The sequence below is a fragment of the Euzebyella saccharophila genome, from assembly GCF_014855495.1.
Lineage (GTDB): Bacteria > Bacteroidota > Bacteroidia > Flavobacteriales > Flavobacteriaceae > Euzebyella > Euzebyella saccharophila.
This window is the reverse complement of the sequence record NZ_JACYFJ010000001.1, coordinates 963,657-983,259: the sequence shown is the minus strand read 5'-3', so window position 1 is coordinate 983,259 and position 19,603 is coordinate 963,657. Positions and strand designations below refer to the sequence as shown.

The following is a 19,603-nucleotide window of genomic DNA, read 5'->3' as shown; positions in this document are numbered from 1 at the left end:
GTTGGTTGTTGGTAAGGAAAAAATCAAAATACTCACATCTCAATTCTTATAACTTTTAATCAACCGCTCTTTCTTCTTAAGTCCTATGTAATAAAGAAAAGCTTATTGCTTATTTCTCATAACTATTAACTCCTAACTTTTAACTTTCAACTAATAATCCCTACGTCTTACGTCCTATGTCCTATGTCAATATTCAACCTTCTTATTTATAAAACATTCTCAATACTCATACCTCACTACTCAAACCTATCCACTTATAACTTTTAACTTAAAAAAGCTCACTCCGTTCGTATACTGTCAACAGGATTTGCAATTGCGGCTCTAAAACTTTGCCAGCTTACTGTTATGAGGCCGATTAGCATTGCCCCGCCCCCAGAAATGGCAAATATCCACCAATTAAGTTCGGTCTTGTATGCAAAACCCTCCAACCATTTATTCATGGCATACCATGCTATTGGCGCGGCAACTAAAAAAGCTATGAAAACCCATTTTACAAAACTGATATTCAACATTTTTAAAACCTCGAAAACGGTAGCACCGTTAACCTTTCTGATTCCTATTTCCTTTTTGCGTTGTACGACTGTATATGAAGTAAGGCCAAAAAGCCCCAACATGGCAATTAAAATAGCGATTCCAGCAAAGACTTTAAAAGCTTGGCCAAAAGTCTGTTCCTGGGCATATTGCGCTTCAAACTTCTTGTCCAAAAAGGTATAGCCGAAGGTTCCTTTTGGAAAAACCTCTTCCCATTTATTCTTCAGTTGGGTGATTGCCGCAGACATACCGTTGCTTGTAACGGCTTTTTCGTCCAGTTTCACCAAAACATTATCAGCATCATTCTGGTAGCGAATCACCAAGGGCAACAATGCACTTTTAAGACCAAAGTGGTGGTAATCTTTTATCACTCCCTTAATCTGCCATTCATAGCCCCAAAATTTTAGAGTTTTGTCTACAATTTGCTGTGGAGCGCCAAGCCCCATTGTTTTCAAAAATGTTTCATTGACTACCACCTGTTCAGTATCATTGCCGGCACTAGGAATGAAAGTAGAACCGGCCACAAATTCAATCCCCAAAAGATTAAAATAATTGGGTTGGGCATAATAGTGATAGGTAATATTTTTATCGTCATCATTGCCACTGGGCAATACCATACCCCTACTTGACGACAGGTTGTCAAAACTGTCGCCCGGATAGGTTTTTGCCATGGAAACGCTTTTTACCATGGGTATTTTTTCCAGTTCCGACACTAGCACTTTGTATTTTGTGAACAGAATGGAATCGTTATCGGCAGAAACCACTTCGCCCTTAAGGGCCAAGATCTGGTTGAGCTCCACCCCAATAGGTTGATCTTTTAGAAAAATTATTTGCTTGGACACTACCAAAGTGCATACTAGCAAAACTATAGTTATAGTAAACTGAGCCAGAATCAAGCCTTTGCGAACGTTCAGCTCGCCAGATGTGGTCTGAATTTTTCCCTTCAAGGCTTTAATAGGCGAATACCCACTCAACAAAATAGCGGGATATAGCCCGGCCAATAACATACCGCCCAATAAAATACCAATGATTGGCAGCCAAGTGGATATCTCATGAGCATTTAATTGCAAGGGCAAATCTAAAATCTTCTCAAAGAAAGGCAAAACCAGTAAAACCAAACCTAGGCCAATGCCCATAGCAATCACGTTCAACAGCACGGATTCTGCCAGGGATTGAACAATCAATTGTGGTCGTTGCGCCCCGGACACTTTTCGTATACCCGTCTCCTTGGCCCGTTCCAAAGATTTGGAGGTTGAAAGGTTGACGTAATTCATCCATGAAAGCACTAGGATAACAAAGGCAATCGCCATCAAAAATTTAATTCGGGTACCACTACCATTTACCTCCACTTCATAAGGCTTGGCTGAATACAAGTGTATAGACTCAATAGGTTCAATATTATGGCGTTCCTCCTCGTCTTTCTCAATATCGCTGGTCATGATTTTCGACTGTAAAGCCTTCCAATCTGTATTTGGAACAACCTTAATGTAGGTGTAATAATTGTTCTGATTCCAATTAGGCTCTAAACGACTTTCGTGGAACACACCCCAGGTTTTCTCGGTCGCAAAGGAAATAAGGTAATTGTTTCTATAATGAGCATTGCGGGGCATATCTTCCATTACACCGGTAACGGTAAGATTCACCCGTTCATTTTCCCAAACAACCATTAATGTTTTCTTCATCGGATTCTCTTCACCGAATAATTTTTCAGCTAAGGTCTGCGACAGAACAATGGTATTGGGCTCTTTTAAAGCCGTTTCCTTATCACCCTTCATTAGAGGATAATTGAAAATATTGAAGTAAGAGGCATCAGCTAATGACCCCATAGGCTGATCAATAATCTTGTCCCCCACCACGAAGGTCATTTTTTCAAAATATAAAAAACGCACATAATCCTCAACCTCCGGAAATTCCTGTACCAAAGTAGGGCCCGTAAGGTTGTAGGTCATGGCATCACCGGGCTCAAAACCTTCGCCTTCCAAGTAGTCCATAAATACCCTATAAACATTTTCCGACCCAGGAAATTTGTCATAACTGCGTTCATAGCCTACGTAAACCATAATCAGCACAAAAGAAGCTATGCCCACTGCCAATCCAAAAATATTGATAAAGGAATATAGCTTGTTTTTAAACAAAAATCTTACCGCCAATTTTACAAATAATTTAAACATACTCTCTTTGTTTGATTTTGAAAGGGCACTTTAATCTACTGTTGGTTTATTTGGATAATCGTTGTTGGTTGTTGGTTGTTGGTTGTTGGTTGTTGGTTGTTGGTTGTTGGTTGTTGGTTGTTGGTTGTTGGTTGTTGGTTGTTGGTTGTTGGTTGTTGGTTGTTGGTTGTTGGTTGTTGGTTGTTGGTTGTTGGTTGTTGGTTGTTGGTTGTTGGTTGTTGGTAAGGAAAAAATAAAAACTCAATACACAATTCTACCAACTCATAATTTTTAACTCCTATCTTCTAACTTTCAGATTTTAATTCCAACGTTTTACTTCTCTATTCTCTCGTCTCTCGTCTCTCATCTCTCGTCTCTCGTCCTATGTCCTATGCCCTATGTCAATCTTAAAATCATGGATTTTAACAATATTCTCAATACTCACCTCTTAATACTCAAAACTTCTAACTCCCAAAAAATACCCTACTCCGTTCGCAAACTCTTTATGGGGTTGGCACTTGCAGCTTTAATAGCCTGAAAACTTACCGTTAAAATGGTAATTGCCATAGCCCCCACAACCGCTAAAAGGAATATCCACCACTCCAATAAGACCCTATACGGATAATCTTGCAACCAGCCGTTCATCACATAATAAGCGATAGGAATGGCAATGAAGCATGAAATGACCACCAACTTTAAAAAGTCTTTCGAAAGCATATTCCACACATTAAAGACCGAGGCTCCCAGCACTTTACGGACCCCAATTTCTTTTTTACGTTGCTCTGCCACATAAGAAGTGAGTCCGAATAGCCCCAAACAACTAATGAGAATGGCCAGTGCCGTAAAAATGGCAGATAAGGTGCCAATACGCTCTTCGGAAGCGAACTTTTCCCCATACTCGGTATCTACAAAATCGTATTGAAAAGGAATATCGGGGAAGTGCGTCGTAAACACATTCTCAATGATTGCAATATTCTCACTGGCACTTCTATCGGGATTCAACCGTAAATTATAAAAGCTTTGATTTCCATACTTATCAAAAGCATATACGCCTTGCTTTACAGGCTCATAGGGCGATTGAGCGATCATATCTTGGACTACCCCAATGATTTTCATAGGAGGAAATGGGTCTTCTATGTCTTCGTCTTTAATAAATGTTCCGACCGGGTTGGTCAAACCCATATACTTTTTGGCCGTTTCATTGATCAAAACCGCATTGGAATCCGATGCAAACTCCCGATTAAAATCGCGGCCCTCCAAAATTTTAAGGTTGAGCGATTTGGCGTACTCAGGAGTAACTTCCGTCCAAGCTATATCTTCTTGAAAACTATCGGGTTTTCCATCCCAAGTAAAGCCTCCTCTGTTAGACCATATTTGAGTGGTGGGAGCACTGGATGCGGACATCTCAACTACTGCACCGGACTTGATAAACTCACTTCTCATCAACTCATATTTACCTTCAAAATCGGTACTCATCACGGGCACCTGTACCAAACCTTCGGCATCATAGCCCACAGGCCGATTCTTGGCATGGTTGATTTGCTGCATGACGATGACCGTACCAATAATAAATGCCACCGAAACGGTAAACTGCAATACCACTAAAATTTTTCGTGGCAGACCGGCATATTTTCCTGTAGCAAGGGTTCCCTTTAATACATCTACCGGTTTAAATGACGATAAATACAGGGCAGGATAGCTTCCTGCCAAAAGGGAAGTTAACAAAACAAAGGCAATAGAAATCAACCAGAAAAATCCGTTTTGCCATGGAAATACGATTTCTTTTCTGGCCAAATCGTTGAAGCCATCCAAAAGAAGTAGCACCATAATTACCGCCAGGATAAAGGCAAAAAGCGTTACGAGAAACGATTCGCTTAAAAATTGGTTGATGATCTGACTGCGTTGCGAACCAATTGATTTACGTATGCCTACCTCCTTAGCTCTTTTTTCAGAACGGGCGGTACTTAAATTCATAAAGTTGATACAGGCCAATAAAAGCACAAAGGCCCCAATAATGGCAAAAAGCCACACATATTTGATCCTGCCGCCCACCTGCTGCCCGTTCTGAAAACTGCTTCGCAGATACCAATCTTTCATGGGCAATAAGAACAATTTAGGCTCAAACTCGGCTTCATCACCACTTTCGTTCTTTTTAACATCTTCTATGGTCGCCGTTACCTGACCCATAGTACTGTTCTCAGGAATTTCCGCAAATAACTGAAACGAGTTATTGCCCCACTGGTCTTCAGCGTTCTTGATCCATTCAAATAGGGTCAAGTATTTTTCCCAAGGAAGGATAAACTGCAAATCGTTAAAGGAATTGTTTACCGGAATATCTTCATATACCGCTGTTACCTCAGCATCAAATTGGCTATTTACTTTCACCACCTTACCAATGGGTTCCTCTTCCCCAAAAAGGGCATCCGCTACGGATTTGGAAAGCATAATTCCGTTAATTTTTCGTAGCCCATCTTTTTCTCCCCTGAGAATGTTTAAATCCAACATATCAGGTGCTCCCTCTTGCATATAATTCCCTTCTTTAGAGAGGCTTTTTTCTCCGTAGTTGAGATACAAGGGGGTTGTCCAAGAAGCCATGACCAGATGTTTAAAGTTATCACCATAGCCTTCCCTCAAGGTAAATTCCAAAGGACGAGGAATGGCCGGCCCTGTACCAACCTGACCGTTAAAGGTCTGTGACTGAAAAATTTGGGCTATACGGTCTTTCTTTTTGAAATAATTGTTGTGAGACAATTCATCATGCACCCAAAGTCCGATAATCAGGGTTACCGCCATACCCAAAGCAAGTCCACCAATATTTATAATGGAATAACCTTTGTTTTTCATGAGGTTCCTCCAGGCGATTTTTAAATAATTTTTTATCATGATGATTGTTTTTTGATGATGGTTGTTCGTTGTTGGTTCATCTCGACTGCGCTCGATGTGACAGTTCGTTGTTCGTTGTTCGTTGTTCGTTGTTCGTTGTTCGTTGTTCGTTGTTCGTTGTTCGTTGTTCGTTGTTCGTTGTTCGTTGTTCGTTGTTCGTTGTTCGTAAGGAAAATAATCATCATTTAATTTCCCAATATGAATCACAACTTTTAACTATTATCTTCTAACTTTCGACTCTTAATTCCAACGTCTTACGTCATTAGTCTCTCGTCCTACGTCTCTCGTCCTACGTCCTACGTCCTATGTCCTATGTCCTATGTCCTATTTCCTATTTCCTATATCAATTTTAAATCATGGTTGGTAGCAATATTCTCAATACTCACATCTCAACACTCATAACTTTTAACTATTAACTACAAACTCACTCCGTTCGTAAACTCTTCACTGGGTCTGAAATCGCTGCTTTTATACTTTGAAAACTGACCGTAACTACTGAAATAAACACCGCTGCAAAAGCCGCTAAAACAGGTATCCACCAAGGAATATCGATTCGATAACTAAAATCTTGAAGCCATCTGTTCATGGCGAAATAACCTAATGGCAATGCGACCAATACGGAAAGCCCCACAAGCTTTAGAAAATCCAAGGTCAACTTATACGTAATTTGTGCCACACTAGCGCCCAATACCTTGCGAACCCCAATTTCCTTTGTACGCTTTTGGGCATTGAAAGCGGCCAGTCCAAAAAGACCCAAGCAGGCAATAATGATGGACAAGATGGTGAATACGATAAAGATATGTCCCAATCTTTGTTCCATTTGATAGGTGTCATTAAAAGACTCGTCCATGAAATAATAGTCAAAAGACTGGCTGGGCACCAGTTCGTTCCAAATATTTTCTATTTGGCCAATGCTCGAACTAAAATCGCCCGGTTTCAATTTGACCACCATGGCATTTGAAAAATCTCCCAGTACCATATTCCACGCCCCAATTTCATTGCGAAGAGATTCAAAATGAAAATTCTTGACCACCCCAACTACGGTGTAAAACGTAGCACCTTCATTTCCTAAATCGCTTGAAAATCTCTTCCCTAGTACCTCATCCGCCGTTTTACCCATTTTGGACAAAGCACTTTCGTTGATGATCATGGCCAAAGAATCAGTCGGAAAGTCTCTGCTAAAATCCCTGCCGGCCACAACCTCTAAATCCAATGTAGATGCATAATCGTGGTCTACAAACCACCGTTGCATCTGTACGGCATACTCTTGATCGGTTACTCCTTCCTCAAAATAAGAATTATCACTTCTATTGGAAGGTGTAGGTAAGTAACTGCTCAAGGTGGCATTTTCTACGGAACCCAGGTTTTTGACCTGTTCTTTGAATGTCTGTTTTTGATTGCCTAAAGTAAAAACATCATTGAGCACCAATACTTGTTCTTTGGAATACCCCAAATCTTTACCTTGAATGTATTGCAATTGATGATAGATAACCAAAGTACCCACAATGAGAAATACCGAAATGGCAAATTGGGTAACGACCAATGCACTTCTTACCCGGCTTCCGCCAATACTTTGCTCTCCACTGCCCTTCAAAACTTTCACAGGTTTAAATCGCGACATAAAAAAGGCCGGATACCACCCGGAAAGCAAACCAAGAAAAACACTCCCCATCAAAAGAAGCAACCAGAAAATAGGACTATTGTAAGGCATCGTCATTTCTTTACCTGCCAACTCATTAAAATATGGCAATGCGGAAATAGCCAGTAACAATGCTACTATTAAAGAAGCAAAACTGATGAGGCCCGCCTCCGTTAAAAATTGACTGACCAAACTCTGTTTTTTAGAACCCAATGTTTTTCGAATGCCTACTTCTTTGGCCCTTTTTAGAGAGTGTGCCGTTGACAGGTTCATAAAGTTGACACTCGCCAATATGAGCAAAAACAGACCAATGGAGGCCAGAATATAGATGTTTTCGATTCTACCGTTCTGACTCAATTCTATATGCCGATTGGAATGCAAGTGAATATCTTCCAAGGCGGTTGTACTATAGCGAACGTAATTGCCCGAGGCTAGAAAAGACTCTTCGGTAATACCGGGATAATAACTTTGTACAGAGGGAATCAAATGCGAAGACACTAACGATTGTAGGGGAGCCTGAAAATTTTCAATGGAATAACCGGGAAGCATTTTTACAAACGTGAAGTAGTTATGACTACCCCATTGGGTTGACCGGGAGTCTTCAAAACCCAGCATGGACATAAATACGGTGTGTTCACGTAGCAATGAATTTTTGGGCATATCCTCTACCACACCGGCTACCGTATAAATTTCTTCATTGTTCAACCGGATGGTTTTACCAAAAGCTTCGGAATCTTTAAAATACTTTTGGGCCGTACTTTTGGTGAGCACCAAGGCATTGCTATTCTCTAAGGCGGATTGCACATCTCCCTCCAAAAATTGAAGTCCGAAAAACGCAAAGAAATTAGGGTCTACGTAAGCCGACCTATCTTCTTTACCGTTGGCTTTGGAGTTCTCACTTGAAACCAATAAGCTTCCCCAATTTCGTATGCGGGTTACCGTTTCTACCTGATCAAAATCCTTCTCCAAAACAGAAGCCATAGGGGCAGCCGTTTCAGCCATGTCCATTACTGCCCCTCCAAATTTTATATCGGCATTCACCCTATAGACTCTTTCCGAATCCGCAAACATGGTATCGTAATTCAGTTCGTCATAGATATAGAGGGCAATTAATAGGGCCCCTGCCATACCAATGGCCAAACCGAACACATTCAAAGAGGTGATAAAAGGTTGCTTTTTGAGACTCCTCCAGGCAATTTTCACATAGTTTTTAAACATGACTTTTATTTTTTGATGATGGTTGTTCGTTGTTCGTTGTTCGTTGTTCGTTGTTCCGTTGTTCCGTTGTTCCGTTGTTCCGTTGTTCCGTTGTTCGTAAGGAAAAAAAATCTCAATACTCACACCTAAATACTAACAACTTTAATCAACAACTCTTACGTCTTAAGTCTTACGTCCTAGCCCGTTACTGTAAAAAATACTCTCACTACTAACATCTCACTACTCATTTCTCAATACTCCCAACTAATAACTCAACACTTATAACTATTAACTATAGACTCACTCCGTTCGTAAACTCTTCACCGGGTTCGTGGTTGCCGCCTTTACGGCTTGATAGCTAACGGTAACCAAGGCAATTAATATGGACGCCGCTCCCGTGGTAACAAATACCCACCAAGGTATTGAAATCCTATAAGCGAAATCTTGCAACCAATTATTCATAAAATACGCTGCAATTGGGGATGAAATCAATAATGCAATCAGTACCAGTTTTACAAAATCGACCGCCAATAATTGGAGTATTTCTGCCATACTAGCTCCAAGAACTTTTCTGACACCAATTTCCTTCGATTTTTGCTGTGCGGTGAATGCTATTAGTCCTAGTAGACCTATACATGCGATGAATATGGATAGAAAAGCAAAAATGCCAAACAACGTCGCCTGTCGCTTTTCAGCGATGTAGGCGGTATTCAAATCGTCATCCAAAAAAGAAAACTCAAATGGTACTGTAGGTTCATAATCGTTCCATTTTCGCTCTAGCGTTTCCAAGATCTTTTTGGGGTTACCAGACTGTAATTTCAAAGAGATGAAGGAAGTGCCACTATCGTAACTTTTAGATTGGTCAGAAAACAATGCAAAAGGAGCAATTCTACTATGTAAAGACTGAAGGTTAAAGTCTTTGACCACACCAATGACGGTATAGGACTCATTTTTCCCGCCGGGATATTGAATTCGTTTACCAACCGGATTTTCCCATCCAATCTGTTTTGCAGTTGCTTCATTGATGATTACAGATAATGAATCGTTGAACTTTTTATCAAAACTCCGTCCTTGGGCCAGTTCAAAGCCTAAAGTGTTTATAAATTGATGGTCTACCAAATAAGATTCCAAAAGGATGTCCTTGGCAATGTTCTCATTTTTATTGGTGACTTCGGGAAAGTAAAAATCCCCAAAAGCACCATGAGTAATCATACTTGATGATATACTGGCACTTTTAATTTCAGTAAGGGAAGCCAATTCATCACGAAAGGTTTCTTCTTGGGCACCCAATTTTTCTGTATGGTGCAGAACAACAATATTTTCCCTATTGTACCCCAAGTCTTTGTTTTGGGCGAATTTCAATTGTAAATAGACAATTGATGTGGCAATGATCATGATAGAGGCAACGGCAAACTGAAAAACGACCAGGCCGTTTCTAACAAAACTGTTTTTGGGGTTTGTAGTGTTCTGAACCCCTTTGAGTACTTGTACTGGTTTGAATGCCGTAAGGTAAAATGCGGGGTAGGTTCCAGCCAAAAGAGCCGTTAACATACTTAACCCCAACAGAAACACCCAAATGTCAGTTTTAAAAATATAGACCAATGAAATGTTCTTGCCAGATATTTCGTTGAACACGGGCAGCACAGACCACACCAATAATAATGAAAGCAAACTGGCTATTGCCGTATATAAAAAAGCTTCCACCAAAAATTGCCGAATCAATTGCAATCTAAAAGAACCCAATACTTTTCTTATTCCAATCTCCTTACTTCTTTTAACCGATTGTGCCGTGGCCAGGTTAGTGAAATTCACACAGGCCAAAATGATGATGAATAGCGCAATGGCCCCAAAAATGTATAAGTTTTTTAGGCTATTTTGTTCGGTAATGATAGACTCAATACCATCGGACCGCAAATGAATTTCCCGCAAGGCTTGTAAATGAAAATTCCAGCGGTTTCCTTTATCCAAAAATTCATCAAAAGGCTGCCCAATACGGTCAAAAGCGCTTGCTCCATGGGTCTTGACCATAGCAGGAAACTTTGCTTCTAAATTGGCAATAGTCTTAGGGTTGTTAACAGCGTTTTTGCTCAACTTTACGTAGGTAGCCATATTAAGCCACACCCAACTCCATTCAAAATACGTGACATTGCCAAAATTCTCAACAGGCATCAGCATATCAAATTCTACCGAAGCCGATAATTTGTCCATATCTTCCAAAATACCGGTTACTTTTAGAGGTATTCTTTTAGAACCGTAATAAAGCGTTTTACCCATAGGGTCTGTATTGCCAAAATATTTTTGCGCAACGGTTTGGGTGAGCACGATGCTGTTAGGGTCGGTCAAACAGGTTTTTGGGTTACCATGCAATAAAGGATATGTCAATATTTCCAAAAAATTGGGGTCAACACCAAAAACAGCATCTTCATTAAAAACATTTTTGGTGGAACCATCGCTATATTCAACTATGTCTGCCCCTGGCCTATAAAGCCTTGTATAGGCTTCTACTTCTGGGTAGATTTCAACCATGGTTTTACCTACTGGAGGAGGGGTATAACCCGCAAAAAATTCCTCAGCGCCCATTTTAGCGTCAATATTGATTCGGTATACTTGTTCTGCGTCTTCAACAAACTCATCATAATGCAACTCGTCAGCTATATACAAGGCAATCAATAGCACCGAACCCAATCCCAAACTTAGGCCTGCAATATTTATAATGCTATTTCTTTTGTACCGAAAGGCATTTCTAAATGCGATTTTTATATAGTTTTTAAACATGACTCTAGTTTTTTAATGATGATGCCGGTTGGTTGTTGGTTGTTGGTTGTTGGTTGTTGGTTGTTGGTTGTTGGTTGTTGGTTGTTGGTTGTTGGTTGTTGGTTGTTGGTTGTTGGTAAGGAAAAAAGCATCTTTTAACTTTTAACTTCCAACTATTAACTCATAAGTCTTAACTATTTTCTTCTAACTTTCAACCAATAATTCCAACGTCTTACGTCTTACGTCATTAGTCTCTCGTCTCTCGTCCTACGTCTTACGTCCTATTTCCTATGTCTATTTTTAACCTCCCTGTTCGTAAAACATTCTCAATACTCACATCTCAACACTCATAACTATTAACTCCTAACTTTTAACTTTCAACCAATAATTCTAACGTCTTAAGTCTTAAGTCCTATGTCCTATGTCAATTTTCAACCTTCCTATTCGTAAAACATTCTCAATACTCACATCTCAATACTCATAACTATCCACTTATAACTATAACTATAGACTCACTCCGTTCGTAAACTCTTCACCGGATTGGCCACTGCAGACCTTAACGACTGCATGCCTACCGTTAACAATGTTATGATTAGGGCAAAACCGCCGCTTAGCACAAATACCCACCATTTAATTTCAATGCGGTACGTAAAACCTTCCAACCAGCGGGACATCAAAAGATACGCTATGGGCGATGCAATCAAAAAGGCTATCAGCACTAGTTTTACAAAATCTTTCGTCAGCAATTGCACTACCGAATGCACGCTTGCTCCCAATACTTTCCGAATACCTATCTCTTTTTTCTTTTGTTCGGTCACGTAAGAAATCAATCCAAATAGACCCAAACAGCTAATGAATATCGCCAAAAAGGTAAATGCCACGGAAATGAGCCCCAATCGCTTTTCCTCATCATAGAGACGCTCCACTTCCTTATCCACAAAACGGTAATCAAAGGGCACATTGCTTACGGTAGATTTCCATCGGTCTTCCATTCCCGCAAGTAGGCTTCCATAATTATCCGAATTGGTTTTTAGGAATAGCCAATTGGGTTCCGTTTCCTTATGAAGAAACAGGGGCTGAATCTCTTCCCGAAGGGATGCAAAATGATAATCTGCTACCACGCCAATAATGCGCATTTCGTCAGTTTCACCATCGTAACTCTGCAGCAACGTGCTACTCAATGCGTTTTCAAGTTTGATATTGAACGCTCTTAAGGTTGCTTCGTTCACGATTATCTGATCAACGGTATCTGCAGCTGTAATGTCGCGCCCTTTAATCAATGAAATGCCCATGGTTTTAAAATACCCATCACTCACCCCATTTCTTTTTACCACCGTTCTGTTTTCGCTGTTACCTCCGGGAAGATAAAAACCGTTATCGGCCAAAATCATTTCCGAAGGAGCGTAATTACCACTCGCCACACTCGTTACTCCGGGAATATTCAAAAATGAGGATTTCAAGGATTCGAATTTTGTGGAAGCTTCTTCCGTACCTATCCTTAAAGCAATGAGATTGTCTTTTTTATAGCCTAAATCTTTTGTCTGGGTGAATTCAAATTGTTGGGAAATAATAATTACCGTGGCAACCAGTCCGATAGAGACCACAAACTGAAATACGACCAATGCCTTCCGGAAATTCCCGCTACCAGATTGTAAAATAGTTGCACTTTTTAAAGCTCTTACCGGTTTAATGGAGGACAGGATAATGGCAGGATAAATTCCGGCCGCCAGACCTGTAACAACTCCTATGGTCACTAAAAGCGAAACAATTTGCCATTGGTACAGATGTGAATAGGTCAAAGATTCTTGGGTCAAATCATTTATCAAGGGAAGCAATAGAATTACAATGGGAATGCTAATGAACATAGCAAAGAGCGAAAGCAAAACGGACTCCCCTAAAAACTGGCCCATCAACGAGTTTTTACCTGCGCCTACCACTTTTCGTACTCCAATTTCTCGCGCTCTTTTACTAGCTCTGGCGGTACTCAAGTTGATAAAATTGATACAGGCCACCAATTGAATAAAAAAGGCAAGACTCAACAGAAAATACAGAAAGGTAATATTAGAGACTTTACCCAACTGATTGGTTCTGCCTTCGCTGTACAGATGAATGTCTTTTACCTTTTGTAGTTCTAGAATCTTATTGCCCATTCCGGCACTTTTCAAATCTTCGGAAGCCCTTTCTTGAATAAACCCCGGTAATTTCGCTTCCAATTGGGAGGCACTTACATTGGGGCTCAATTTCACATAGCTATGCACAAAGTTGTTGGTGGCGAAATTGTCAAAATTCTGGACGAAGGTTCCCATCCCTGGGGTACTCATACTCACCAAGTAATTGGGATTTAGGTGTGATTTTTGAGCCTTCTCATCAAAAACACCTTTTACGGTTAGCGTGAGCGCTCCTTCTCCACTTCCCCAAACGATGGCTTTGTTCAAAACCTCCTTTTTACCAAAAAGCTTATCTGCCAAACTAGATGAAAGCACCACTGCATTGGGCTCGTTGAGAGCTGTATTCTTATCACCTTCTATCAATTTGAAATCAAAAACCTTGAAAAAGGTAGAGTCTGCCATATAGACCCGAGATTCGTAGTACGAATCTTCGCTATCGGCGGCACGCATCAACATGCTATAGAAAACATCGGTCAGCACTACTCTAGTGGCTTCCTCCACTTCAGGATAATCTTCCTTCATGGCAAAAGCGATGGGTGGCGATGAAGTTGCCGTTTCAAAAGGCTCCTGGCCATCTTTTTCAATGACAGTTTCAACTCGGTAAAGACTATCGGCATTGTCGTGATGTTCGTCATAGCCCAACTGTGCAAAAACGTACAGAAGAATGGCCAAACAGCTAACGGTACCCATGGTAAGGCCCAATAGATTGATGATGGTCTGCTGCTTGTTCTTTAACAAGTTGCGCCAAGCGATTTTTATATAATTTTTAAACATAATTTTTGTTTTTTGATATTGATGCCGGTTGGTTGTTCGTTGTTCGTTGTTCGTTGTTCGTAAGGAAAATAATCATCATTTAATTTCCCAATATGAATCACAACTTTTAACTATTATCTTCTAACTTTCGACTCTTAATTCCAACGTCTTACGTCATTAGTCTCTCGTCCTATGTCCTATGTCCTATGTCAATTTTCAACCTACCTATTTGTAAATATTCTCAATACCCACATCTCAACACTCATAACTATTAACTCTTCACTCGTAACTACCGACACCGTACGTCCTTGATTAGGGGACGATTTTTTATTTTTTGATTGATCTTGAACTTAGTCAAGGATTGATGAATAAACTCCTACATCATAGCGCCAATGGCCCTATTTTTACTTTCGGTTACGATTTGCCCATCGAAAAGATTGACCACCCGGTGCGCATAGTGCGAATCTCTATCTGAGTGGGTCACCATGACAATGGTGGTACCTTCTTGATTGAGTTCCGTTAATAGGTTCATCACTTCAATTCCGTTTTTGGAATCCAGGTTACCGGTAGGTTCATCTGCCAAAATCAATTTCGGATTGGTAACCACAGCCCTAGAAATGGCCACACGTTGCTGCTGTCCACCGGACAATTGCTGCGGAAAATGTTTTTCTCTGTGGGCAATTTTCATTCGCTCTAAAACAGACCTCACTTTTTCCCTTCTTTCCGCTTTCCCCATCTTTAAATAGATGAGGGGTAATTCCACATTTTCGTAAACCGTAAGCTCATCTATAAGATTAAAGCTCTGGAAGACAAAACCAAGATTTCCTTTTCTGAGTTCGGTACGCTGACGCTCCTTTAATTTGCTTACCTCATTTCCAGCAAAATTGTAAGTTCCTTCCGTAGGACTATCCAACATACCTATGATGTTGAGCAAAGTGGATTTTCCACAACCCGAAGGGCCCATTATGGCCACAAACTCGCCATCCTCTACTTTTAAATTAACCTGATTAAGAGCCAAGGTTTCTACTTCTTCCGTTCTAAAGCTCTTTTTTAAATTACTAATGTTTATCATGATGTTCTGTTTTTTGTTCGTTGTTGGTTCATCTCGGCTGCGCTCGATGTGACAGTTGGTTGTTACTCACTTCTACTAACTAATAACTTTTAACTACTTCCTATTTCAATACGATTTTCTCTGCCTCTCCAAAAGAATCATAGTTACTGGTAATGACCTTTTCGCCAGGTTGAAGTCCTTCTAAAACTTCGTAATATCTGGAGTTTTGTTTCCCTATTCTAATGTTTCTTTTATGTGCTTCGGAACCATCGGCACCTACTACAAATACCCATTGACCTCCCGTGCTTTGAAAGAAGCTCCCTTTTGGCAAAAGCATTGCATCGCTAGATTCACCCAATTGTAACCTTATGTTGTAGCTCTGTCCTGCCCTGATGGTCTCTGGCTTTTCATCGGTAAAAACCAAGTCTACTTTAAACCTTCCATTTCGTACCTCAGGATATACTTTTCTCAATCTCAGCGGGTACTCGGTACCGTTTCTTTCCAGAACTGCGGTAAGTTCTCTTTTAACGCGATCAATATAGTGTTCATCTATTTGAGCTTCAATTTTAAAATCGGTAAGCACATTGATTTGACCTATTCGTTGGCCTTGGGAAATACTCTGACCTATTTCCGCATCCAAGAACCCGAGCTGACCGTCCGCAGGGGCCCGAACATTTAAATGATCTAATCTTTGATAAACCATGCCCAGCGTTTTTTGCATACGTGCCAAATCGGCATCTAGACCCGTTAAGGAAGTTTTTCTAAGCTCATCATCTTGCTCTGTCTGTAGCTTTACAATTTCATATTGCTTTTGGGATAATTCATAATTTTCCTTGGACAACAAATATTCTTCTTTAGAAATAAGTTCCTCATCATAAAGGGCCTTGTTCTGCTCATAGTTTCTCTTTAAGCGTTGCAAGTCTGTACTTGCAGTTGCCAATGAACGTCTTCCTTCTACTTGACGGGAATCAAAAGTTAACTTGGTAGATCGCAAATCGTTCTGTTTCAATGCCAAATTACTTTCACTGGCCAAAATCTGCTCGTAGAGGTTCATATTTTCCAGTTTAAGGATGATATCACCTTTTTTAACGGTAGCACCTTCCTCAATTAATTTTTCGGATACCCTACCGCCTTCATAGGCATCCATATAAATGGTAGCAATAGGAGCCACATTACCGCTAATGGTTATGTAATCATCAAACTTACCCTCGGTTACCGTTCCTAAAGACAGCTTTTCCCGATCCGTTCTAAAAGTGGAAACAGAACTGGCAAATAAGAGTTGGTACCCTACCAAAAGTAGTACCACTCCCAACCCGATGTAACCGTAGTGTTTGGCTTTAAGTCCTTTTTTCTTTTCTAATTGTATGTCCATTTTATTCTTATATTATTGTTCGTTGTTCGTTGTTCGTTGTTCGTTGTTCGTTGTTCGTTGTTCGTTGTTCGTTGTTCGTTGTTCGTTGTTCGTAAGAAAAAAGTTAAAATTCAATACTCAAATCTCACTACTCATCACTTCTAACTATTAACTTTTAACTACTAACCACCTACTGTAACTCCATATCAAAAACTGGCAGTCCTCGGTAAAAATCCAGTGTACTTTTATTTATTTCGGTTTGTAAGGTTACTTGTAAATTTTCATTTTGGGCGCTGGCGAATAAGTTCTTTGCAGTAAATAATTCCAATGCATTGATCAATCCTTTTTCATATCTTTTTTGAGCTATGGTAAAAGCCAATTCTTGAGCCTTTACATTTTGCGCGCTCTGCTCACTTTGTACCTGTAGCGACTCATATTCCTGAACCAATTGTTGAATGGTCTGAAAAATTACCTGTTGCTGGATCTCCAAATTATTCTGCGCCCTTAAACGCTCAATTTTTTGCTGCTTGATCCTAGACCTTGTAGCCCAACCATTACTAATGGGCACATTGAGGCTCACTCCCACATACCTACTGGTGTTGTCCCTAAATTGATCCCTAAAGGGTACCGTAACTCCTAAACTATCTCTTGTGGTTTCAAAATAACCTGTTGCGGTACCGGCAAAAAGACTTAATGAAGGTAACAGTCCACCACGTTCCACCGCCAATTGCTTTTTGGCAGCTTCCACCCTCAATTCTTGTGCTTTTAAAATGGGCATAAAAGCGGTAGCTTGCTGATAGATCGTATCTGATTGTATAAGAGTTTCGTCATTCTTGGCGGTATCCAAACCGAGGCCCTCAACTATTGTTATATCATTGGCCCCTTCCAAGTTCATCTCCTGAATCAATTGAAGTTTTGCGCCCGCCAATTGGTTTTCACTTTGGGTAACGTTTAATTTATCGGTCAATAAGAGGGATTCGGCTTCATACAAATCGGCACCTGCTTTTAAGCCTAGCTCAATTTGTTTGGCTACCAAATCATAATTGGCCTGCGAAACCTGCATTTGTTCCTTAGAAATAGCCACCAAACCTTCGAAAAACTTTATATCGTAAAAGGCCTGCATAACTCGAAAAGCCAATAAAAATTTTTGCTGTTGTGTTTCTTCCCTTGTAGCCTTATACAACAGCTTTTGGGCTTTAATGGAATTAATTTTCTGAAAACCCCTGAACAAATCAACGGAACTCTCGAGGGTAAAGCGATTGGAAAAGAAATCAGTAGTAACGACATCATTGGTAAAAGGATCGGTACTTCTACCAAAATTGATGACGTAATTAGAGGACCCCGTTACAGAGGGAAGCAAATTTCTAACGGATTGCCTGTATGATTCCCGATTACTGTCCGTGGTGTAATCAAAATCCTTTAATTGCAAATTGTGCTCTAGGGCATAGTCAACACATTCATTCAACGTCCAAGAATCTTGTGCGGCCAACTTTGCCGATATCCAGAGTAAAAGAAAAACTAAAAATTTTATTAATTGGCTCATAATTGTATTCGTGTGCCAAACTTATTACTATTCCCGTGCCACAAAATTAAATCACTGAAAAACAACTATTTACAAAACAAAGAGTTTACAACCCTCCACCAACCTGTAAAATTTATGTACAACTATTGTCCATTTTTTTGACACTGTAAAAAATTTTACGAACTCTTGTTGTAGTTTTATCCTGTACCTATAAAATTGGTTCCGTATTCTATATGACTGACGCACATATATTGATCATAGATGATAACAAGAGCGTTCTGAGCGCTCTAGAAATTCTCTTGCAGTTTGAGTACAAGAAAATAGAGACCATTTCTAACCCCAATCAAATTACTTCTTTTCCCAATTTAAAGGAAATTGATATCGTACTGCTTGATATGAACTTTTCTGCTGGTGTCAATTCCGGTAACGAAGGACTTTATTGGTTGAGGGAACTTCAAAAAAAGGCACCACAGACCTCCGTTATCATGATGACCGCCTACGGCGCCGTAGATTTGGCCGTTAAGGCACTCAAAGAAGGAGCTACCGACTTTATATTGAAACCTTGGAACAATGACAAGCTCTTGGCCACGGTAAAATCGGCCTTTGAACTTAGAAAATCAAAAAAGGAAGTCCATGAATTAAAGGAAAAGGAAACCCACTTAAAGCAAGTCATCAACCAAAACAAGAACTATATTATTGGTAATTCAAAAGCGCTCAACGGTGTTCTTAAAATGGTAGGCAAAGTGGCAAAAACGTATGTAAACGTTTTGGTTACGGGTGAAAATGGTACAGGAAAGGAATTGATCGCCCGTGAACTTCACAAACTAAGCGCAAGAAACCATGAGGTTTTTATTCCTGTGGACATGGGTTCTATTTCAGAAAACCTTTTTGAAAGCGAATTGTTCGGGCATATAAAGGGTTCCTTTACCGATGCCAAGGAAGACAGAATTGGAAAATTTGAAGCAGCCAATGGAGGCACCTTGTTTTTGGACGAAATAGGAAATTTATCCCTTCAGGCACAGGCAAAACTGCTCTCGGCCATTCAAAATAGAACTATAGTACGGGTGGGTTCCAATAAATCCATTCCTGTAGATATTAGGCTTATTTGTGCCACAAATGAGGATTTGGACCAGATGGTTGCCGATGGATTATTTAGGGAAGACCTTTTATACCGCATCAATACGATTAGAATTGAAGTACCGGCACTTAGGGACCGTGACAATGATATTTTAGTGCTTACGGATTTCTTCCTGAAAAAATTCACCTCTAAATATGGCAAGCCGTCCCTGAAAATAAATCAGCAAGCACAGGAAAAATTACTTTCCTACCCTTGGCCAGGAAATATCAGGGAACTTTTGCACACCATTGAGCGTGCCGTTATCCTATCTGAAGGAAATGTTCTTAAACCGGAAGATTTTCTGCTCAGCAACAAACAAACCGTGAGTACCAACCTCAACGGCCCGGCTACTTTGGAGGAGATGGAGCTTTTGATGATCAATAGTGCCCTTGAGCAAAATGAAGGAAATTATAGTGCTGCCTCGGAGCAGTTGGGCATATCTAGACAAACGCTGTACAACAAGCTGAAAAAAAGAGGTAAAAACTAG

At 40.2% G+C, this 19,603-nt stretch carries 9 protein-coding genes; 1 reads left to right on the top strand and 8 read right to left on the bottom strand.

The window, feature by feature from the left end; translation table 11 throughout:
* Positions 1 to 278: 278 nt before the first annotated feature.
* From IL355_RS04055 to IL355_RS04020, 8 genes are all read right to left on the bottom strand, one after another.
* A complete protein-coding gene (locus IL355_RS04055; protein ID WP_192460896.1) occupies positions 279 to 2,702 on the bottom strand; it encodes an ABC transporter permease in 2,424 nt (807 codons plus the stop codon).
* A 462-nt stretch (positions 2,703 to 3,164) separates the two neighbouring features.
* The gene (locus IL355_RS04050; RefSeq protein WP_192460895.1) at positions 3,165 to 5,564 is read right to left on the bottom strand and encodes an ABC transporter permease; all 2,400 of its coding nucleotides are present in this window, start codon (positions 5,562 to 5,564) and stop codon (positions 3,165 to 3,167) included.
* A 424-nt stretch (positions 5,565 to 5,988) separates the two neighbouring features.
* A complete protein-coding gene (locus IL355_RS04045; RefSeq protein WP_192460894.1) occupies positions 5,989 to 8,421 on the bottom strand; it encodes an ABC transporter permease in 2,433 nt (810 codons plus the stop codon).
* Positions 8,422 to 8,700: 279 nt separating this feature from the next.
* The gene (locus tag IL355_RS04040) at positions 8,701 to 11,175 is read right to left on the bottom strand and encodes an ABC transporter permease (protein WP_192460893.1); all 2,475 of its coding nucleotides are present in this window, start codon (positions 11,173 to 11,175) and stop codon (positions 8,701 to 8,703) included.
* 491 nt (positions 11,176 to 11,666) lie between these two features.
* Positions 11,667 to 14,096: an ABC transporter permease gene (locus IL355_RS04035; protein WP_192460892.1), complete on the bottom strand. Its 2,430-nt coding sequence runs from the start codon at positions 14,094 to 14,096 to the stop codon at positions 11,667 to 11,669.
* 355 nt (positions 14,097 to 14,451) lie between these two features.
* Positions 14,452 to 15,147 (bottom strand): ABC transporter ATP-binding protein, encoded by a 696-nt coding sequence (locus tag IL355_RS04030; protein WP_187456538.1) that lies wholly within the window; start codon positions 15,145 to 15,147, stop codon positions 14,452 to 14,454.
* Positions 15,148 to 15,247: 100 nt separating this feature from the next.
* The gene (locus tag IL355_RS04025; RefSeq protein ID WP_192460891.1) at positions 15,248 to 16,498 is read right to left on the bottom strand and encodes an efflux RND transporter periplasmic adaptor subunit; all 1,251 of its coding nucleotides are present in this window, start codon (positions 16,496 to 16,498) and stop codon (positions 15,248 to 15,250) included.
* A 169-nt stretch (positions 16,499 to 16,667) separates the two neighbouring features.
* Entirely contained in the window at positions 16,668 to 18,020 is a 1,353-nt protein-coding gene (locus IL355_RS04020) for a TolC family protein (RefSeq protein WP_192460890.1), read from the bottom strand.
* 212 nt (positions 18,021 to 18,232) lie between these two features.
* On the opposite strand from IL355_RS04020, the gene IL355_RS04015 reads away from it, so the two are divergent.
* Positions 18,233 to 19,603, top strand: coding sequence for a sigma-54-dependent transcriptional regulator (locus tag IL355_RS04015; protein ID WP_192460889.1), 1,371 nt, complete (start codon positions 18,233 to 18,235; stop codon positions 19,601 to 19,603).

Bases quoted from the DNA above. Each gene is read 5' to 3' on its own strand.
- IL355_RS04055 (WP_192460896.1), bottom strand. From the start codon at position 2,702: ATGTTTAAATTATTTGTAAAATTGGCGGTAAGATTTTTGTTTAAAAAC.
- IL355_RS04050 (WP_192460895.1), bottom strand. From the start codon at position 5,564: ATGATAAAAAATTATTTAAAAATCGCCTGGAGGAACCTCATGAAAAAC.
- IL355_RS04045 (WP_192460894.1), bottom strand. From the start codon at position 8,421: ATGTTTAAAAACTATGTGAAAATTGCCTGGAGGAGTCTCAAAAAGCAA.
- IL355_RS04040 (WP_192460893.1), bottom strand. From the start codon at position 11,175: ATGTTTAAAAACTATATAAAAATCGCATTTAGAAATGCCTTTCGGTAC.
- IL355_RS04035 (WP_192460892.1), bottom strand. From the start codon at position 14,096: ATGTTTAAAAATTATATAAAAATCGCTTGGCGCAACTTGTTAAAGAAC.
- IL355_RS04030 (WP_187456538.1), bottom strand. From the start codon at position 15,147: ATGATAAACATTAGTAATTTAAAAAAGAGCTTTAGAACGGAAGAAGTA.
- IL355_RS04025 (WP_192460891.1), bottom strand. From the start codon at position 16,498: ATGGACATACAATTAGAAAAGAAAAAAGGACTTAAAGCCAAACACTAC.
- IL355_RS04020 (WP_192460890.1), bottom strand. From the start codon at position 18,020: ATGAGCCAATTAATAAAATTTTTAGTTTTTCTTTTACTCTGGATATCG.
- IL355_RS04015 (WP_192460889.1), top strand. From the start codon at position 18,233: ATGACTGACGCACATATATTGATCATAGATGATAACAAGAGCGTTCTG.